Below are 19,990 nucleotides of genomic sequence, written 5' to 3'. Positions count from 1 at the left end.
TAGATTTTTGTGAGCGACATTCATACTCTGTTCAACCCTCGAAAGCAAGAAAAAATGTCGCAAAAAGTCATCATTCCGGTTTTCTTTGTCGTCGCCCTGGCTGTGCTGGGGGGCGGGTGGTTAGTTGGATTGAATTTGGACCATGAGCCAGTCAATCAAGCCAAGGTAAACCTTGGCGAGACCTTGTTCCGCGACGCCTCCCTCAGTGCAAATCAAACCCTGTCCTGCGCCTCATGCCACGATCCTGGCAAAGCGTTTGCCCAAAATGTCGCGGTCCCAACGGTCTACGGCCGGCGCACTGGCACGCGGAACGTGCCTAGTTTATTGGACCTTCCCTACTTCACTCACTTCTTCTGGGATGGTCGCGAGGATCGGCTAGACCAAGTAGCGGTGGCGGCCTTCACCAATCGGGCTGAAATGGCCCAGCCGGATATGAACATGGTGATCCAGGCGATTTCAAAGAAGTTGAAGTATCGGACACAATTTGACGCAGCGTTTGGCGATGAGCGCGTCGATCAGGGACGCATCTCAAGTGCCATCCTGGCCTATTTGGCATCTGTCACCACTGGCCGCAGCCGGTACGACGCTTTTGTCGCTGGAAATACGACTGCCATGACAACGGAAGAACGCCGCGGCCTGGATGTGTTCCGTGGAAAAGCCGAGTGCTCCTCATGCCATGCATTGAATGATGCGCCGGCCGCTTTCACGGATAATCAGTTTCACCATTCTAATGTCGGAATGGATCAGATGGCCGGGCGAATCGGCACAACCATTCAAGCCTTTAAAAACAAGTGCGAACAAGGTGTTCCGGTCGCTGAACTGGTGTTGTCGGACCCGGACATCGCGGCTTTGGGGCGATTTGCAGTCAGCGGCCAAGGCAGCGACCTGGCGGCCTACCGCACACCAACACTACGCAACGTCACCCGCACGCCACCATACATGCACGATGGCAGCGTGCGAAATCTTGAAGAGGCTATCCAACGCGAAATCTATTACCGCAGCCTCGTGCGTGGCATGCCTATCTCACTGACTGCGGAAGAACAGAACGATCTAAGCGCATTCCTGCACTCGCTGGAAGACCTACCAAGCAGCGCAAATTAAGATTTAGCGTCGACTTTGGCAGCGGCCGAGGGTTGGCCCTGCATCACGTCAAACTCGCGCTGAACTACTTTTCCAGTCTTGCCGAGTCGTGCTTCCAGCAAATGGCGCCCCTCAGACCAAGGCTGAGCAGGCTTGAATTCGAATTGCACCGAATGACTATCAGCTGCTATCCGCTGAGTCTGCTCGCCTAGCACCTGACCGTTCTTTAGGTCGATCAACCGAAGCGAAATAAGTGGTAAGTCAGGCTCGGAATAGGTGACTGATACGGTAACTGAAATCGGCGAATCAGGATTTACCGGCTTGGGTCGATTCTGGGCAGTAACCTCGCTTCCCTGACTAACTACCAGAATTTCTCGAACCTTTACTGAACTTGTAGGTGGCTGAGCAGCTGCTGCCGCTTGCGGCTCTTTTCCAGCGCTGCCAGCAGGTGCGGTGCAGCTGCATAATGCGCCGACCAACAAAGCCAGAGTTCCTTTCATCAGCAATTGCATAACCTTTCCTTTTGGCGAACCTGTCGCGGACGATGCAAGGTTATCAGGAACCAGAGGCGTTAGCTGACTTGGGTAAGCAACCTAGCGTTATCCAGCCAGCTCCGCCGCCTCAACGCTGTGCTCGCCGCGCGCCGGCGCCAGCGCGGCGAGCACCATCGCCGCGGCGATACCTGCGGCAGGATTGATGCGGAAGCGGCGCGGCAGAACCGGAGCTAGCGCACCCAGCACGAGGCTGGCGATGTGCTCGCCGCTGCGGCGTTGTTCGCGTTTGCCGCCGATCAGGCCGGGGCGCACGAAGGTGAGGGAGGGGAAGCCGACCGTGCGCAGGTCACGTTCCAGTTCGCCTTTGACGCGGTTGTAGAAGATGCGCGATTGCGCATTCGCATGGGCCGCCGAATTCAGCACGAACACCGAAGTGCCCTGTGCGCAGGCCGCGCGGGCCAGCGCTATCGGATAATCGTGATCGATGCGATAGAACACCTCGCGCGAGCCGGCTTGTTTCATCGTGCTGCCCAGCGCACAGATGGCCGCTTCCATGCGCGGTGCGGTCCAGCTGTCCAGGCGATCGAAATCGATCACCTGGTTGCGTAGTTTGGGATGGATCTGCGCCAGAGGCCGACGTGTGATCGCCACCACGCCGGTGCAGCGTGTATCGGCCAGTAGCTGTTGCAAGACATGCTTGCCGACCAAGCCTGTTGCGCCTGCCAACAACACATCCATCAGACCACCCCCGCCATCAGCGCGCACCGTCGGAGACGATGCGCGCACTGCTGGCGATGCGATCGCGCTCTACCGCCAGCAATGTCAGCGAATGCGCAGGCGCCTTCCATTCGCTGCCGCCGGCCACCACACGGCCGCCATGCCGCGCGGTATCCACCAGGACGCGCCAATGCTCATCGTGCATCGTCGGCAGCGTGAACGACACGCTGATGGAGGCGGCATTGATCAGCATCAGTAAGGTGACGTTGGCGGCGATCTCGCGCAGGCCGGTGGCTGGCGCGCGGCCGTCCAGACGCAGCATCAGCGCGCGTGCTTCCGGGTCGTGCCAGCCGGCTTCGTCCATTTCGTTGCCGTTCGGCGCCAGCCAGGTGAGATCCTTCAGGCCCAGCGTTTCATCGAACTTGCCGTCGAAAAAACGCGCACGATGCAGCAACGGGTAGCGCTGACGGATCCGGATCAATCGCCGCACGAACGCCGCTTGATCGGCGGCCGCAGCCTTGGTGACCGCCGTCCAGTCGATCCAGGTCAGCGCGTTGTCCTGGCAATACGCGTTGTTGTTGCCATTTTGGCTATGGCCGAATTCATCGCCGGCCAGCAGCATCGGCGTGCCCTGCGACAGCAGCAACGTGGCGAGCAGATTGCGCATCTGCTGACGGCGCAGCTGCTTGATGGCCGGGTCCTCGGTGTCGCCTTCGACGCCGTAATTGGCCGAGATATTGTGGTCGCTGCCGTCCCTGCCCTCTTCGCCGTTGGCCAGGTTGTGCTTACCTTCGTAGCTGACCAGATCGCGCAGCGTGAAACCATCATGCGCAGTAACGAAGTTGACCGATGCTGTCGGACGGCGACCGCTGTGGTTGAACAAGTCCGCCGAGCCGGTCAGGCGCGTGGCCAGCTCGGCCAGTTGGCCACCATCGCCACGCCAGAACGCACGCACGTTGTCGCGGAATTTGTCGTTCCACTCCACCCAACCCGGCGGGAAATTGCCGACCTGATAGCCGCCCGGGCCGATATCCCAGGGCTCGGCGATCAACTTGGTCTGACTCAACACAGGGTCCTGGCGCACCGCATCGAGAAAGCTGCCCGACGGATCGAATCCATAACGCTCGCGGCCGAGGATGCTGGCCAGGTCGAAGCGGAAGCCGTCCACGTGCATTTCCTGCACCCAGTAGCGCAGCGAATCCATCACCATGCGCAGCGCACCGGCATTGGTCAGATCGAAGGTGTTACCGGTGCCGGTGTCGTTGATGTAGAAGCGGCGATCGTCGGCCAGACGGTAATAGCTGGCGTTGTCGATTCCCTTGAACGACAGTGTGGGCCCGAGTTCGTTGCCTTCGGCGGTGTGGTTATAGACCACGTCCAGCAGCACTTCCAGCCCGGCGTGGTGCAGACGCGCCACCATCTGTTTGAACTCGGCCACTTTGCGCGTTGACATGTAGCGCGCCTGCGGCGCGAAGAAGCCGAGCGTGTTGTAGCCCCAGTAATTGCGCAGGCCTTTTTCCAGTAGATATTGATCGTCGACAAAGGCGTGTACCGGCAACAGTTCCACTGCGGTGACGCCCAGTGAGCTGATGTGGTCGATTAGCTCGTCGGTCTTCAATGCGGAGAAGGTGCCGCGATTTTCCGGCGGCACCGCCGGGTGCAGCATGCTCAATCCGCGCACGTGCGCTTCGTAGATCACCGTGCGATTCCAAGGCGTCTGCGGTGGGCGATCCTGGCCCCAGGTAAACGCCGGATCGATCACCGCAGATTTGGGCATGAAGGCGGCACTGTCGCGGCGATCGAAGCTCAGGTCCTTATCGCGATGACCGATGGTGTAACCGAACAGATGCGGCGCCCATTTGAGCTCACCGACGATCTGCTTGGCGTACGGGTCCAGCAACAACTTGTTGTGATTGAAACGATGACCGGCGTCGGGCGCGTATGGCCCATGCACGCGATAGCCGTACAGCTGGCCGAGGCGCGCGTCGGGCAGATAGCCGTGCCACACCTCATCGGTGTATTCGGGTAGCACCAGACGCTCCTGCTCACGGCCCCGTTCGTCGAACAGACACAGTTCCACGCGGGTGGCGTTGCGCGAATACAGCGCGAAGTTGACGCCTAGACCATCCCAGGTGGCGCCGAGCGGATTGGGACGGCCTTCGCGGATGCGCGAGCGCTGCGTGAACTTGCGAGTGGCCATCAATAACTCCTCAGAACGTTGAACTCAAACGGTGTGCGATTGCGGATGCCTCTCCACGCTTGCATGGATCGGCCTGCAGCTAGCAGTGGCTGACAACACATGGCGGGCAGTCGCCAGGCAGGTGCGGATGGCGCGCTCGGAACCGGAGTGTACGGAGGTAATACCGATTCCGAGTACCGACCGCGCCCGCCTGATAGTGACCGCTGCCGTTGCTAGCCGCTCTTAAGCTGTACAAGGTGACAAAAGCACCGTTACTGGCGTGCAGTGATCGGCGTGACAGCATGCTCGGCGGCTTGCTCGGCTGCGCGTTCTTCGGCATTCACCAACCGCTCGGCCATGGCCCAGTGGCGGTCTGCATGCCCATCCGGACGACCTTCGGCCTCCCAGATCTCCTGCGCCAACTGGCGAAGCCGCGCCTGCCGTTGCGTGTCGTTCATTGCGTAGGTTCTCTCAGGTGGTCGACAACACTGCCACTGGCGTACGTGCAAACAGCGTGGATATCGCCACGCGGCCTCGCTGCGGCTGCAGCGTGCTGCCGTCGAGCACATGATGGTACGTGCCCTCCGGCAACGCCAACGACGCCTGACCCCAGCTCGCCGACGGCACCAGCAGCGGCAGATCGCCGTCGCTCTCATGGCCAGCACCCAGCCGCGTCACTGCGACCACCAGCGACTGCCCGCGGTACTGCCGACGGAACGCCAGCACCTGCGCATCGCCACGGACGGTCGCGTTCAACGGCTGGTAGTCGCCCTTTGCAAATAGCGACGGATATTCGGCGCGTAGCTGCAACAGCAGCGCAGTGAGACGTGCCTTGACCGCCCCATCGCGCCAGCTGCGCAGCAGGGTGTTCCAGTCGCGCGCCTGTTCCAGCCACTGCTGGCGCTGCGCGTAATCGACCGGGCGGCGGTTGTCCGGATCCACCAGCGACAGATCCCAGCCTTCGGTGCCCTGATACAGATCGGGCACGCCGGGCACGGTCAGGCGCAGTGTGGTTTGCACCAGCGCATTACGCGCGCCGGCAGCGGCGATATGATTGCTGGCGCGCAGCAGCGCGCGTCGCAGCGGCAGTCCGACGCGGCTGCACAGCACCTGCTCCACGGTGGCCTGTACGGCATGTTCATAGGCCGGCGAACCATCGGTCCAGCTGGTGTGCAGCTTGGCTTCGCGCACCGCCTTGAGCAGCCATTGCGCCACGCGCTCGGCGTAGGCGGCGAGCGGCTCGGGCTGATCGGCGCCCAGGCCGATCGGCCAGGCTGCCACCAACGTCTGCCACAGCATCTGCTGGTCGCCACCAGCCAGGGCCGGCGACTCCAGTGTCTTGGTCAGCGCATCGAACTGGGTGCTCTGCTCGATCCACCACCGCGGCTGCTCGGACAGCACCGCCAGCCGCATGCGCAGGTCTTCGCCACGCTTGTGGTCATGGGTTGCAGTCGCCAGCAACGCGCGCGGGTAGTGCTTGGCGCGCTCCTGATTCTGCGCATGGAACTCGGCAGCTGCGTTGGCGAAATGGGTCGGATGGCTGCCGACCTCATTGCGCGACAACAGCACGCCATGTCGATAGAACGCGGTGTCTTCCACCGCCTTGGCATTCAATGGTGCGGACAACTGCTCCACGCGGCGACGCAGGATGCGACGCAAGGCGATCTGTGCGCGGTCGGCACCCGCGTCGTCGAGCAACCAGCGCTCGATCGCATCCACTGCCGCCACGATGGCCTCCGGCATGCTCTCGCGGGCACGCGCGGCGGTGGCGCGCAAACGTTCTGCCTCGCTGCCGGCCACGCCCTTGGCGCCGGCATAGGTGCGGTACACCGGGAACCAGCGCAGCAACACGCACAGGCCGCGCGCCAGCATCTGCGGGCTGAACTCGCGCGTCGGCGGTTCCAGTCGCGCCAATGCCGACAACGCACCGACGGCGCGATTGAACTCCGTCTGCAACGGGCCGCGCAACATCTCGTCGCGCGCGGCGCGTTCTTCCTGTGCAAAGTCGCCACTGCGCCCACTTGCGCGCTGCCAGGCACGCGCCAACGGCTTGAAGCCGGCCGCGTCATGCAGGAGGCCGCCGACCTGGTCCATGAAGTCGTATCCGGTGGTGCCATCGCAGGGCCAGTCGGCCGGCAGGTGCTCGCCCGGTGCGAGAATCTTTTCCAGATACAGGCCGAGCGTGCCGGGCTTGAGCCCGCGCATGCGGCCGGCCGCATCCAGCCGGCTGCGCAGCTTGCGCACGTAACCGGTGGGGTCGGTGAGTCCATCCACGTGGTCGATGCGCACACCATCCAGATGGCCTTCGGCCACCAGCCGCAGCGGCAATGCATGCACGGCGTCGAACACTGCTGGCAGTTCCACGCGCAACGCCACCAACGAAGTGATGTCGAAGAAGCGGCGGTAGTTGAGCATGTCGTTGCCTACGCGCCACCAGTTCAACCGATACGGCTGACGTTCGATCAACTTGTGCAAACGGCCATCGCCACGCTTGGCGCCGTCGTTGTAGTCGCGCAACCACTGCGCACGCGCGGATCTTTCCGGTATCTCCAGTGTCTGCGGACGGATCGGGTAACGCTGGTCGTAATGCGCCAGTGCCGCGCTGCCATCGTCTTCGACCACCAGGGTGATCAGGCCTTCGGCAAGCGCAGTCGCATATGGGCGATCCAGCACCGCCAGCCACAACTTGCCGTCGCGGCCGGGCGCGCGCCAGTCGATATCGAACCAGTCGGCATGCTTGGCGCTGCGGCCATTGCGCAGCACATCCCACCACCACGCGTTTTGGGCATGCGTGGCCATGTGGTTGGGCACGATGTCGGCGATCAGGCCCATGCCGTGTTCGCGTACGGCATGCGACAAGGCGATCAACGCCGCTTCGCCACCGAGCTCGGGATTGACCACGGTCGGGTCGATATTGTCGTACCCGTGCGTGGAGCCGGGCACCGCCGTGCCGATTGGCGACAGGTAAAGATGGCTGATGCCGAGCCCGGCGTAATACGGCACCTGCGCAAGCGCAGCGTGCAGGGTAAAGCCGGCATGCAGTTGCAGGCGGGCGGTGGCGCGTAGGTCGATCATGGATGCGGTTCCGAAACGGCCGCGACGCGACGCGCCTCGGCAACGCCCTGCAGCGCCGTGCTCAGGCGCGCATGCGGCAAGGGGTCGGGCAGGCGTCGACGCCAGTTGGGATGGACCTCGACGGTGCCCGGCAGATTGGGTTGTTCTTCCAGCGCCAACGCGTCTTCCACCGGCAACAAGGCCAGTGGCGAGATGCTGGTGGCGGTGAAACGCAGCGCGCCCAGCAGCGGATCGTCCGCACTGGTCAGACCAGCGCGTTCGACTGCGGCATCCAGACGCGCCAAGTCCTTGGTACGGGCCTTGGCATCGTCGGTTGCCTGGTCTGGCTGGATCAATTCCAGCTTGCGTCGCCACGCGATGTCACGGCCTTCGCGCCAGCCGGTCAGCGTCGGCAGGTCGTGCGTGGTGGTGGTGGCGATCGCATCCGGGCGCCATCGCGCAGGCGACACGAACGCACCGTCTTCGTCACGGGTGAACATCAACACATCGATGCCCATCACCCCGCGTCGCGACAGTTCTTCGCGAATGCCCGGCGGCACCACGCCCAGGTCTTCGCCGATCACGATGGCCCGATGCCGCCACGATTCCAGCGCGAGCAGATTGAGCAGATCGTGCAGCGGATAAGCCAGGTACGCGCCTTCATTGGAGCTGGCCCCTTCCGGCACCACCCATAGCCGCATCAGGCCGAGAATATGGTCGATACGAATGCCGCCGCGGTCGCGCAACACAGCACGCAGCAGCGCGATATACGGCGCGTAGCCGCTACGTCGCAAGGCAGTCGGCGAGTACGCACCGATGCCCCAATGCTGACCATCGGCATTGAAAGCATCCGGCGGCGCGCCCAGCACCAGCCCACGCAATACGGTGTCTGCCGCGGCCGCGGCTTCGGCGCCATTGGGATCGAAACCAACCGCCAGATCGGCGATCAAACCGATCTTCATGCCGCGCTCGTGCGCCTCGCGTTGCGCATCGGACCAACTACGCGCCGCCAGCCATTGCGTGAACACATGCAACTGCGGATCGTTGTCGCCGAAATCCTGCGCGGCAAAACGCGCGAAGCCATCCAGCGCATCGCCGCCCTGGGTACGGAAGGCAACCAGATCGGGGTGATCGGACGGCACGCGGGTGTACAGATGCCGCAGCAACGCCCACTTGGCTTGCGCGGACGCAGGCCAATCGATCAATGCACCGGTGTACAACGCGTCGAAGCGTTCGCGCAGGCCGGGCACCTCGTTGATCGCCTCCAGCGCCAGCTCGCCGAGGATGCGCACCGGCGCAGCATGCAACGGGTCCAGAAAGCGTCGATCGCTGGGCGAATACGGGCTGTAAGCGCCGGTGACCGGACGCGAGGCATGCACCGGGCTCAATGCCAAGGCATCGGCGCCGGCAAATGCCGCTTGCCGCAACCATTCGACGGTGCCGGCGGCATCGCCGATGCCCCCATCGTCCAGGCTACGCGCCGAATACACCTGCAACGCCATGCCCCAGACACGCGGCGACGGCTGCCCACAGGCATCGGCCACGCTGAAGCAGCGTTGCGGTGCGACCGCGACCTGCTGAACGACATTGCCGATCTGCAGCGTCCAGTAACCATAGCGCTGCGGTGCGCGCAGCTGTCCTTGCGCATCCGCACGCGCTTGCTCGCTGGCGCCGCTGTCGTCGGTCCAGCGGCCGCTGGCATCGGCCGCAACGCGCAGCGGCAAGCGTTCGCTCACTTGCACGGTCAGCAGCGGGACCGGCTCGGCGGCCTGCGCCTTGCGGCGGCGCAGGCTGTCTTCGCATTGTGCCGCGGTCGCAGCAGGCAACTCCAACGCGGTGAGCACCGCATGTATCGACTGCTCGGAAACCTGACGCGGCTGGTCGCTGGCGTCCACCCAATCCACCATCACCCCAGCCGCAGCGGCCAAAGCGTGCAATGCGTCCGCGCTCATGCCCGGTCCTCGTGCCAGGCGATAAAGCCATCGACCGGCAATTGCTGCGTATCGGCATCGACGTTTTCGGCATGCGCCACACGCCCGCGCAACGGCGGCAACGGCACTGCCGCCTTACCCACGTTGAAGGCGATATGCCACAGCCCGCTGGGCAATTCCCAACTGGCGGTCACTGCACCTTCGGCCAGCACGCGGGCGCCAACAGCGCGCGCTTGCGCAAGACCGGGCACCAAGCACTCGCGGCGCACGCCCAACAGCGCGGTGAACCATGCGGTCCACTGCGCGCCTTCACCGTGCGCGGCATCTTCGATCGGCGAACGCGAGGCGGCGAAGGTGGCGTGGCTGTTCGGGTCGGGAATGGTGGCGCGCTGGGCCTCATCGGCGAACGCAGCGAAGTGGGAGAACTCGCGGCGGCGACCTTCGCGCACCGCATCGTCCAGCGGCGGGCCGAAGTCGGTGAAGAACAGAAACGGCTGTTTGGCGCCCCACGGTTCGCCCATGAAAAACAGCGGAATCATCGGCGTCAACGCGGTCAACGCCAACGCGGCGCGCAGGCGTTGTTGGGAGACCAGCACGCTCAAGCGCTCGCCACGCGCACGGTTACCGATCTGGTCGTGGTTCTGCGCAAAGATTACGAACTTGTGCGGCGGCAACGCCCCGCTTGGCTCGCCACGCACATGTCCACGCGGATCCGGCTGGCCCTGATAGGCGAAGCCTTCGCCAAGCACGCGCGCCAGATGCTGGGTCGGTTGATCGGCGAATGCGGCGTAATAGCCTTCTTCCTCGCCGGTCAGCAGCACATGCAAGGCGTTGTGGAAATCGTCGTCCCACTGCGCGGTGTAACCGCGTTGCAGCTGCGAGGCCTGATTGAATTCGTTTTCCAGCACCAGATGCACATGACGGCCGGCCGGCAGACTGGCCTGCACGGTCTTGCGCAAGGTATCGAGAAATGCGTTCGGAGTGATCGCATGCACCGCATCCAGACGCAGGCCGTCGAAGCCGTATTCGTGCAGCCACATCAGCGCGTTGTCTAGGAAATAACGCTGCACCGGAAGCTTGCGGAAATCGATCGCCGCGCCCCACGGGGTGGGCTTGTCTTCGTTGAAGAACGGAGCGGCGTAGCTGTGCAGGTAATTGCCGTCCGGGCCGAAGTGGTTGTAGACCACATCCAGCAACACCATCAGGCCGTGCCCATGTGCGGCGTCGATCAGCGCCTTCAGTTCGTCCGGGGTGCCATAGGCTTCGACTGGTGCGTACGGCAGCACGCCGTCGTAGCCCCAGTTGTGCGCGCCGGGAAACGCGCTCAACGGCATCAACTCGATTGCGGTGATGCCCATCGCCGCCAGCTGCGGCAACTGCGCCTGCACACCGGCATAGCCGCCGCAGGTGCCCACATGCAATTCGTAGATCACCGCTTCATCCCATGGCCGTCCTTGCCACTGGGTGTTGTTCCAGCGGTAGCCGTCGGTGCGCAGCACTGCGCTGGGGCCATGCACGCCGTCGGGCTGCCAGCGAGAGGCCGGATCCGGCAACGGCTCGCCGCCATCGACGCTGTAGCGATAACGCGCATCTGCCGCGCAATCGACCACTACGCTGAAAAAACCGTCTTGTCCCGCTTGCAGCGCGACCCGCGCGGCATCGTCGAAAACCACATCCACGCTGTTGGCATCCGGTGCCCAGAGCGCGAAGCGCACCTGTCCCTCACCCGCTGGCCATGCGCCCCATGCCGGCGTGGTGTCGTTGCGCTCGTTCATTGTTATTTCTCCGCTTGCAGATAGATTGTGGCCAGCGGCGGTAGGGTCAGGCGCAGGCGTTGCGCGTGCCCATACATGCCCATCGGCTCGGTCGCAAGACGACCGCTGTTGCCCAGGTTGCTGCCGCCGTAGTGGGCACTGTCGGTGTTGAGGATCTCGCGCCAGTTGCCGGCACGCGGCACCCCCACGCGATAGTCGCGATGCGGTTGCGGGGTGAGGTTGCTCACCACAAGCAGTGACGCACCGCCATCGGGATCGTAGCGGATGAAAGCCAGCACGCTGTTGCGCGCATCGTCGGCCACGCTCCAGTCGAAACCGTCGGCGCGATGGGTGCCGCGATACAACGCCGGCACGCGGCGCAGTGCGGCGTTGAGATCGCCCACCAGTTGCTGCACACCACGATGCGGCGCGCCATCGAGCAAATGCCAGTCCAGCGACTGGTCGTGATTCCAATCGTTCCACTGGCCGAATTCGGCGCCCATGAACAGTAATTTGTCGCCCGGGTGCGCCCACATCAGCGCCAGATAGGCGCGCAAATTGGCGAAGCGCCGCCAGTCGTCGCCCGGCATCTGACCGAGCAGGCCGCCGGTACCGTGTACCACTTCGTCGTGCGACATCGGCAACACGAACCGTTCGGAGAACGCGTACACCAGGCCGAAGGTGAGTTGGCTGTGGTGCTGCGCGCGCTCGACCGGATCACGCTGCATGTAGCTCAGCGTGTCGTGCATCCAGCCCATGTTCCACTTGTGCGTGAAGCCCAGACCTCCGTCGCCGATCGGCGCGGTCACACCGGGCCAGGCGGTGGATTCTTCGGCGATCGTCATCACGCCGGGAAAGCGCTCAGCGATCTCGTGATTGAGCTGGCGCAAAAACGCCACTGCTTCGAGGTTTTCGCGGCCGCCATGCGCATTGGGCACCCACTCGCCTTCGGCGCGACCGTAGTCGCGATACAGCATCGAGGCCACCGCATCCACGCGCAGGCCGTCGAGATGGTAATGGTCGATCCACTCCAGCGCGCTGCCCATTAGGTAGGCGGTCACTTCGGGCCGACCGTAGTTGTAGATCAGCGTATTCCAATCGCGATGCCTGCCTTCGCGCGGGTCGGCATGTTCGTACAGGGCCGCGCCGTCGAACTGCGCGAGGCCATGCGCATCATCGGGGAAGTGCGCGCCGACCCAATCCAGAATCACGCCGATGCCGGCGCGATGGCAGGCATCGACGAACTGCGCAAAACCGTCCGGGCTGCCATGGCGCGCGGTGGGCGCATACAGGCCCAGCGGTTGATAGCCCCACGAGCCGTCGAACGGATGCTCTGTGATCGGCAGCAATTCGATATGGGTGAAGCCGAGTCGCTGCACGTACGAGATCAGTTGTTCGGCCAGAGTCGGCCAGTCCAGCGGCTGGTTGTTCCCATCGCGCCGCCATGAGGCGGCATGCACCTCATAGATCGACAACGGCGCCGGCGCCGCGCTCGCATCGCGATTGGCCATCCAGGCAGCATCGGTCCACGCGCACGCGGCGGCACCCGGCACCACCGAAGCGGTAGCCGGCGGCAGTTCGCTTTGACGCGCTACCGGGTCGGCCTTGAGCAGGATCCGACCATCGGCGGCAGTGACGGCGTACTTATAGCGGGCGCCGGCCTCCACGCGGGGCAGGAACAGTTCCCAGAAGCCACCGATGCGCTGACGCATCGGATGCCGTCGCACGTCCCAGCCATTGAAATCGCCGACCACCGCGACGCGTTGTGCATGCGGCGCCCAGACCGCGAAGCGCACGCCCGGCACCCCGTTGCAGCGTAGATGCTGCGCGCCCAAGGCGCTGCGCAATGCCTGACCATCGCCTGAAGCGATCTGCAGCAAGGTCGATTCGTCGAGGCTGGCCGCAAACGCGTAGGGGTCTTCGATCTCCTGTACCACGTCCGGCCAGACGATTCGCAGCCGGTACGGCGCTTCGACCGCCAGCGTGCCTTCAAACACTCCTTCGATCGGGCTGGCCTGCATACGCGCCAGCAGCTTGCCGCGCGGATCGATCAGATCCAGCGCCTTGGCACCCGGGGCCAGCACGCAGACGTGGCGGCGACCGTCGGCTTGTGGGTGCGGGCCCAGCACCGCGAACGCATCGGCGGGCAGTCCATCGGCCAGTGCCTGCAAGATCTGCGAGATCTCGGACATGTCTGCCGTGGTCCCACCGTCTGCTTCCGTGTGCCGCCCTTGCACGCCCAACCGTTCGCTCATGACACCGTCGCAAACGCGGGCGCGGTTGCGGCGGTGCGTTCGTAGAGAGACAGATACTTCTTGCCGGCCACATCCCAGCCACTGGGACGCAGCATCGCCGCACGCCGCATCGCCGCCAGCAGGCTGGGCAGACGGAAGGTGCGGAACGCGCGCTCCAGGCAGCGGCGCAACGCCTCCACGCTGGCGTGCTGGAACAGGAAACCGGTGACGCCATCGTCCACGGTGTCGATCAGTCCACCGGTGGCGTGCGCGATCGGCAGGCAACCGAAGCGCTGCGCGTACATCTGGCTCAGGCCGCAGGGCTCGAAGCGCGAGGGCATCAGCAGGAAGTCGGCACCGGCGAACATGCGCCGCGCCAGACCTTCCTCGAAACCGATGAAGGCACCGACCTGGCCAGGATAGCGCCGGGTCAGCTCGGCAACACGTTGTTCGATCTCCGGCTCGCCGCCGCCGATCACTGCGATCTGGCCACCGGCCGCCACAATCTGCGGCGCAACCTCGCAGATCAGGTCCAGGCCCTTCTGATGCACCAGCCGCGACACCACCACAAATAACGGGCCGGTGCTCTTGCCTAGCCCGAACGCCTTGCGCACCTGCACGGCATTGGCCTGACGGCCATGCCACTGGTTCACGCTGAAATGCGAATCCAGGTATTGGTCGGTCCGCGGGTCCCAGCTGGCATCGATACCGTTGACGATGCCGGTGAGTGTGCCCTTGGCCGCACGAGCGGCCAGCAAACGATCCAGCCCGCAACCCTGCGCCGGGCCGATGATCTGCTTGGCGTAGCTGACACTGACCGTGTTTACATGGTCGGCATTGACGATGCCGCCGCGCAGAAATGACATCTGCCCGTAAAACTCCAGCTCGGCCACACGCTCGGCGGGAATGCCCAGCGCAGCGGCCATCCAATACGGCACCAGCCCCTGATAGGCCAAATTGTGGATGGTGAGCAGGCACGGCGTGGTGCCACCGGACCAACGCACATACGCCGCCGCCAAAGCGCATGGCCAATCGTTGAGATGCAGCAGTCGCGGCTTCCAGCCCAGCCCGGCATGGCCGGCGGCGATCTGCGCGGCAGCATGCGACAAGGTGGCGAAGCGAATCGGGTTGTCTTCGAACTCCGACCCGCTGGTGCTCACGTATGGCGAGCCGTCGCGTTCGAACAGTTCCTTGGACAACAGGATGTAGATCGGCAGGCCGTCGGATTGCACGATGCGGCCGATGTCGCAGGCCGGCAGCGCAGCATGCGCCAACACGCGACCAACGATTTCCACCTTGCCGGCGCGCTCGAGCACCGCACGGTAACCGGGGATCAACACCCGCACGTCGTAGCGATGGCGCAGCGCGCGTGGCAGCGCGGCCGCCACATCGCCCAGACCACCGGCCTTGATGAAGTCCGCCATCTCCGACACCACGAACAAGGCACCGCGCGTGTCGGCCAGCGACACCGGCAACCGCTCGTGGTGACGGATGAAACGTCCGCGTGCATCACGCGGTCGCCCGCTCTTGTTCAGAGTAGGGAGCATCGTGCTGCGCTCTAGGCGTGCGGTGGTAGCGTGAAGCGGCATCATGGCAACCATCTAAACGCCCGTCGTAAAGTGGATGGAGACGGAAAACAGCGAAGCGAAAACCATCGTCTGCCAATTCAGCCAGACAACCTGCTACGAACGAGGAGCGGGGGCAACGCGCGTGTTCCACTGTCGCCCTTGCCTGTGAATCTACACCCCGACCAAATAAAATATGCGTGAACACGTGTTGACTTTTCTGCAACAGCCCACATTCCTTGATGCACAACAGCGCATGCATGCAGGCATAAGCCCGACATTGGCAGTGCGATGACATCACTCTATTGGTGCGTCAGGAATGAAACGCACCGAATGCGGGAGATTGCAGCTGCATTCGTTCTCATCTGCATAACTTGCTCATCTGCATAACTTGTTCATTCGCGCTTTCGCCTCGTCAGTGGCGACATTGCCTCGCTCATTGTCTGCATACTTTTGCTGTGCAGTACGGCCCAGCTTGCTCAAGCGACCCGCATGCGCGCCGATAACAGGCGTTAGCACTACGATCTTTGAGACCCTGGCGCATGGCGGACCAGCCTGAACACCCAAGCCGCCCGCGTAGCGGGCTGCGTCGCTTGCTGCCTTGGGGCGGCGCAGACACCGCACGCCCTGCCGCTGCGATGCCCAGCGTAATGAACAGCAGGCGCGACGGGCAAGACTTGGCGGCGCATCGGTTGGTCCCGGCCAAGGCCAAGTCCGGCACGCACGATCCAGCTGCTGCCACGGCACTATTGATGCATCTGTTTTCGCATGCCGCCCACCCGGAAGCGCTGCTGCTGGCGTTTGCCGAAGGCATCACCAGCCTGCACGGCGAACTCGGCGACATGGGGGGGCGTCTGAGCGCGGCGTATGCGGCCGGCGACTGGCCCGGCTACGGTCGCGCACTGCGTCAATTGATCGATAAATACATCCGCACCGTCGATACCGGCGATTCGCTGGCCGAAGGACGCACCGAAGCCGAGCAACTATGCGACCTGCTGCGTCATGCGCTGGGCAATGCGCTGGCCACCCTGCTGCAACGCAGCCCGGAGCTGGCCGCAGAGGCGCAGACGCTGGCATCGGCGCTGCGCCATTGGCGCCCGGGGCATGAGCTGATCACGCTGGAACAACGGCTGCGCGAACTGAGCCATCAGATCGGGCTGCGTGCCGAAGACGCCAGCGAACAGCAGAACCTGTTGTTCGGCCTGTTCGATCTATTATTGGAAAACGTCGGCGAACTTCTGGACGATCGCAGCTGGTTGCAGGGTCAGATCTCGGTGGTGCGGCAGCTGATCTCCGGCCCGCTGGACGTCAGCTCGATCGAACAGGCCCGCGGCACCTTGCGCGAGGTTATCTACAAGCAAGGCGTGCTCAAGCAAGGCATCGCCGATTCCAAGACCGCCATGCGCGAGATGATGGTGTCCTTCGTCGACCGGCTCGATGGGATGGCCACCAGCACCGGCGAATACCACGATCGCGTTGCCGGGTATTCGCAGGCGATCGGCGACGCTCGCGGTATTCCCGACCTCAACCGGCTATTGCAGGATCTGCTGCAGGACACCGCCGGCGTGCAGGCGCAGGCATTGGCCGCCCGCGATGAACTGCTCTCCGCACGGCGTCAGGTCGAAGATTCCGAACAGCGCATCGCCTCGCTCCAACAGGAGCTCAAAGACGTCGCCGGTCTGGTGCGCGAAGACCAACTCACCAGCGCGCTCAACCGGCGCGGCTTTGAAGAACTGTTCCAGCGCGAAGCCGCACGTACCCAGCGCAGCGGCCAACCGCTGTGCGTGGCGATGCTGGACCTGGACGACTTCCGCCGCCTCAACGAGACCCATGGCCATGCCGGTGGCGACGCCGCACTGCGCCACACCGTGGACGTGGCCAAAGCGGTGTTGCGTACCACCGACGCCATCGCCCGTTTCGGCGGCGAGGAGTTCGTGTTGTTGCTGCCGGACTCGACCATTTTCGAGGCCAGCGCAGCGGTGATCCGCCTGCAACGCGCTTTGTCGCAGCGCTCGCTGTTGTACGACGACGCGCGCGTGTTCATCAGCTTCAGCGCTGGTGTGGCGCTACGGCACATCGACGAAGCTCAGGACGAGCTGATCCGCCGCGCCGACCGCGCTATGTACGAGGGCAAGGCGGCCGGCAAGAATCGCGTGATCAGCGCCGACTAGAGGCCGGCCCTCAGGTGGGGTGCCGACGCCGCTAGAACCCGGAGCACGCATGGAGACACGACAACTTGGGGTAGCTAGCACAACCACTCGGCGGCGGGTCAGTTGCGCGAAGGATCTTGCCAACGCAGCTTGAGATAGTCCACGACCTGTCGGGTCTGGGTTGCAGCGAGAAATCCCTGTCGAAACAGCATGCACCCACCAACCTCCGGCAGTGATGCATTCACATCCAACTGGCGGGCAATCTCCGGCACGCCGCCGTCCACTGTCCAATCCGGCTCCAGCGCACTGGCAATCCCGACTTTGTACAACGCCATGCCGATGTAAAGCTGCACGCGACGACCGCGCACGGTGTCCGCCCACCAGCGTGCGAGGGTGTCGTAGCGCACTGCTTGACGTGCGAGCGGCCAGTAGATCTGCGGCACGATGTAGTCAACGATTTCTTCGCGTACCCAACGGCGAGTATCGGCGTACACGGTATCGAACGCGGGGCCACCCGCCTGCGTGTCCGACCCCAGCGGATCATCCTGCCGATTGCGCCATACGCCAGCCGGGCTGACCCCGAATGCCACACCCGGCCTGATCGCGCGAATGGTCCCGGCCACCTCGCGCATCAAACGATAGGTGTTGTGGCGACGCCAATCGCCTTTGTCGGCGAACCCGGCCCCATACGTGGCGTAAGTCTGCGCGTCGTCGAATGGAGACTGCGCCGATTCGGTGTAGAAGTAGTCGTCGAACTGCACGCCATCGAGGTTGTAGCAGGCCACCAGTTCCGCAACCACTGTGCAGATCCAGCGGCGCACGGCCGGAAGTCCCGGATTGAGCATCAGCCGATCGGCAGCAACGCCAACCCAGTCCGGATGCCGCACATAGACGCTCTGCGGCGAATCATTCGATGCGGTCGTGAACGCATCGAGCGTGGCCTGATCCAGGCCGGTCGACACGCGGTAGGGATTGAGCCAGGCATGCACGTGGATGCCGCGCGCATGCGCATGCCGCAGCAGGAATGCCAGCGGATCGAAGCCTGGGTGCTTTCCAAGCACGCCGGTCAACACCGGCGACCACGGCAGAATGCGCGAGCGGTACAACGCGTCGGCACAGGGTTTGACCTGAAAGACCAGGGTATTCAAATGCATCGCCTGGGCCTGGTCGACGATTGCCAGCAGTTCCTGCTGCTGCGCCCTGACGCGCTCGGCAGGGTCGACAATCTGGACAGACGCGGCACTTGGCCAATCGAGATTGAAAACGCTGGTCACCCAGGTTGCGCGCATCTGGCCAACGAAGGGAATCGCCGCGCATGCCGGAGCACCCACGATCCCGGCCGCCACCGCTGCCGAGCCCAAACCAAGAAAGCGTCGTCTATCGATGCCACGGCGCCCTGCACTGGACGCAGTCGGTTCATGCGGCGCTCGCATCGCCAGCTGCTCGTCGCACGGTGGCTGCGAGGCGGCCTGGATGGTCTGCGCAAGATCGAGATTTTCAGTCGTCTTCTTCATACGCATTTACCTACGTCGCACAAGCGAGGGGCCAGCTCATTGCATGGTCTGCGCGCCCGGTCAGACTCGGTTGCCAGCAGGTTGGGCATGAGCAGCAATCCGTTTATGGCGTAGCAGCCAGCTTAACAAGCGCGATAGTCCCTCAAGGAGGTAGGATCGGAATTGGGGAGGTGACTTCGCAAGGTGCCGCCGTGGCGCAGGCGGAGAAACGGCGGTGCGGCCATCCGGGGAGCCCGCGCACTGTTCGCGCATCGCCAACAACCGCTTGCGCGTTTTCTCACTCCGCCCGGAGGCGCCCAATCGACAGACCACATCGAGCCGAGGCTACCCGCTACCCTCATGACCCCGATAAAACCCAATCCCTATTCAATGAGGCTTCTTCCCACGCAGCTTCTGGAAAAGCGTCACCGCGCCCAGCACGAGCGCACCGGCAACGACGCCGACCGACATGTTGCTCAGCGCCTCGACTAACCAGCCCAGGCTGCCGGACGAGTTGGCCAGATCCACCGCCAGGTGGTGCAGCGCCGAGATGTTGTGCACCAGGATACCGCCGCCGACCAGGAACATGGCCAGCGTGCCGGCCACCGACAGAAACTTCATCAGCCATGGTGCGGCCACCAGGATGCCGCGACCGAACGCGGCAAGTGCGGCGCCCTTCTTGGTCAGGTACAGGCCCAGGTCGTCCAGCTTCACGATCGCCCCGACCAAGCCATATACGCCGATGGTCATCGCCAGCGCGATCGCCACCAGAACCGCGATCTGCTGCCCGAACGACACGCCGACCACCACGCCCAACGACAGCACGATGATCTCTGCCGACAGAATGAAGTCGGTGCGGATCGCGCCCTTGACCTTGTCCTTTTCCAGCGCCACCAAGTCCACGTTCTCGTCGGCCAGCGCGCAGATGCGTTCGGCATGCCGCTGCGCTTGTTCTTCTTCGTTGTGCAGGGCCTTGTACGCCAGTTTCTCCACACCTTCAAAGCACAGATAGGCGCCGCCGATCATCATCAGCGGCATCACCAACGGCACGCTGTAACCGCGTCCGCGTAGCCAGGCTTCCAACGCACTGATCGCCAGCGCCGCCGGCACCAGGATCACCTTGTTGACCAGCGAGCCCTTAGCCACGGCCCACACCACCGGCAATTCGCGGTCGGCGCTGACGCCGGTCACCTGCTGCGCGTTGAGCGCTAGATCGTCGCCGAGCACGCCAGCGGTCTTTTTGGCCGCAACCTTGGTCAAAACGGAAACGTCGTCCAGCAGCGCGGCGATGTCGTCGAGCAGGGTGAACAGGCTGGCACCGGCCATGCGGAGTTCCTTC

The 19,990-nt window shown here is 63.8% G+C and carries 13 protein-coding genes and 1 other RNA gene; 2 read left to right on the top strand and 12 right to left on the bottom strand.

The window, feature by feature from the left end; genetic code table 11:
- Window positions 1-9: 9 nt before the first annotated feature.
- Entirely contained in the window at window positions 10-1,101 is a 1,092-nt protein-coding gene (locus J5I97_RS01700) for a cytochrome-c peroxidase (RefSeq protein WP_238135609.1), read from the top strand.
- Here the strand turns inward: J5I97_RS01700 and J5I97_RS01695 are convergent.
- The 10 genes from J5I97_RS01695 to glgA all read right to left on the bottom strand — a co-directional run bounded on the left by J5I97_RS01695 (window position 1,098) and on the right by glgA (window position 15,044).
- Window positions 1,098-1,592 (bottom strand): hypothetical protein, encoded by a 495-nt coding sequence (locus J5I97_RS01695; protein ID WP_208588630.1) that lies wholly within the window; start codon window positions 1,590-1,592, stop codon window positions 1,098-1,100. The genes J5I97_RS01700 and J5I97_RS01695 overlap by 4 nt on opposite strands.
- Before the next feature lie 87 nt (window positions 1,593-1,679).
- Window positions 1,680-2,312 (bottom strand): NAD(P)H-binding protein, encoded by a 633-nt coding sequence (locus J5I97_RS01690; RefSeq protein WP_208588628.1) that lies wholly within the window; start codon window positions 2,310-2,312, stop codon window positions 1,680-1,682.
- Between the two features lie 16 nt (window positions 2,313-2,328).
- A complete protein-coding gene (glgX, locus tag J5I97_RS01685; RefSeq protein WP_208588627.1) occupies window positions 2,329-4,491 on the bottom strand; it encodes a glycogen debranching protein GlgX in 2,163 nt (720 codons plus the stop codon).
- Between the two features lie 87 nt (window positions 4,492-4,578).
- Window positions 4,579-4,653: non-coding RNA, sX9 sRNA (locus tag J5I97_RS01680), on the bottom strand.
- An 89-nt stretch (window positions 4,654-4,742) separates the two neighbouring features.
- Window positions 4,743-4,928: a DUF2934 domain-containing protein gene (locus J5I97_RS01675; protein ID WP_208588624.1), complete on the bottom strand. Its 186-nt coding sequence runs from the start codon at window positions 4,926-4,928 to the stop codon at window positions 4,743-4,745.
- Window positions 4,929-4,941: 13 nt separating this feature from the next.
- Window positions 4,942-7,545 carry a malto-oligosyltrehalose synthase gene (gene treY, locus J5I97_RS01670; RefSeq protein WP_208588623.1) on the bottom strand — a complete coding sequence of 868 codons (2,604 nt, stop codon included), beginning with the start codon at window positions 7,543-7,545 and terminating at the stop codon, window positions 4,942-4,944.
- Entirely contained in the window at window positions 7,542-9,476 is a 1,935-nt protein-coding gene (malQ, locus tag J5I97_RS01665; protein WP_208588615.1) for a 4-alpha-glucanotransferase, read from the bottom strand. The genes treY and malQ overlap by 4 nt, the downstream gene beginning before the upstream one ends.
- Window positions 9,473-11,230, bottom strand: a complete 1,758-nt coding sequence (gene treZ, locus J5I97_RS01660) for a malto-oligosyltrehalose trehalohydrolase (RefSeq protein WP_208588609.1) — start codon at window positions 11,228-11,230, stop codon at window positions 9,473-9,475. The genes malQ and treZ overlap by 4 nt, the downstream gene beginning before the upstream one ends.
- A 2-nt stretch (window positions 11,231-11,232) precedes the next feature.
- Window positions 11,233-13,464: a 1,4-alpha-glucan branching enzyme gene (locus tag J5I97_RS01655; protein WP_208588605.1), complete on the bottom strand. Its 2,232-nt coding sequence runs from the start codon at window positions 13,462-13,464 to the stop codon at window positions 11,233-11,235.
- On the bottom strand, window positions 13,461-15,044 hold the full coding sequence (glgA, locus tag J5I97_RS01650) for a glycogen synthase GlgA (RefSeq protein WP_208588604.1): 1,584 nt from the start codon (window positions 15,042-15,044) through the stop codon (window positions 13,461-13,463). The genes J5I97_RS01655 and glgA overlap by 4 nt, the downstream gene beginning before the upstream one ends.
- A 506-nt stretch (window positions 15,045-15,550) precedes the next feature.
- On the opposite strand from glgA, the gene J5I97_RS01645 reads away from it, so the two are divergent.
- Entirely contained in the window at window positions 15,551-17,179 is a 1,629-nt protein-coding gene (locus tag J5I97_RS01645) for a GGDEF domain-containing protein (protein ID WP_208588602.1), read from the top strand.
- A gap of 98 nt (window positions 17,180-17,277) precedes the next feature.
- On the opposite strand, the gene J5I97_RS01640 is transcribed toward J5I97_RS01645, so the two are convergent.
- Together J5I97_RS01640 and J5I97_RS01635 are read right to left on the bottom strand one after the other, a co-directional pair.
- Complete coding sequence (locus J5I97_RS01640; RefSeq protein WP_238135713.1) at window positions 17,278-18,591, bottom strand: glycoside hydrolase family 10 protein; 1,314 nt, start codon at window positions 18,589-18,591, stop codon at window positions 17,278-17,280.
- Window positions 18,592-19,038: 447 nt separating this feature from the next.
- Window positions 19,039-19,977 (bottom strand): DUF808 domain-containing protein, encoded by a 939-nt coding sequence (locus tag J5I97_RS01635; RefSeq protein WP_208588598.1) that lies wholly within the window; start codon window positions 19,975-19,977, stop codon window positions 19,039-19,041.
- Between the last annotated feature and the right edge of the window lie 13 nt (window positions 19,978-19,990).

The sequence above is a fragment of the Xanthomonas fragariae genome (genome assembly GCF_017603965.1).
GTDB lineage: Bacteria > Pseudomonadota > Gammaproteobacteria > Xanthomonadales > Xanthomonadaceae > Xanthomonas > Xanthomonas fragariae_A.
This window is presented reverse-complemented; position numbering and strand designations above follow the sequence as displayed.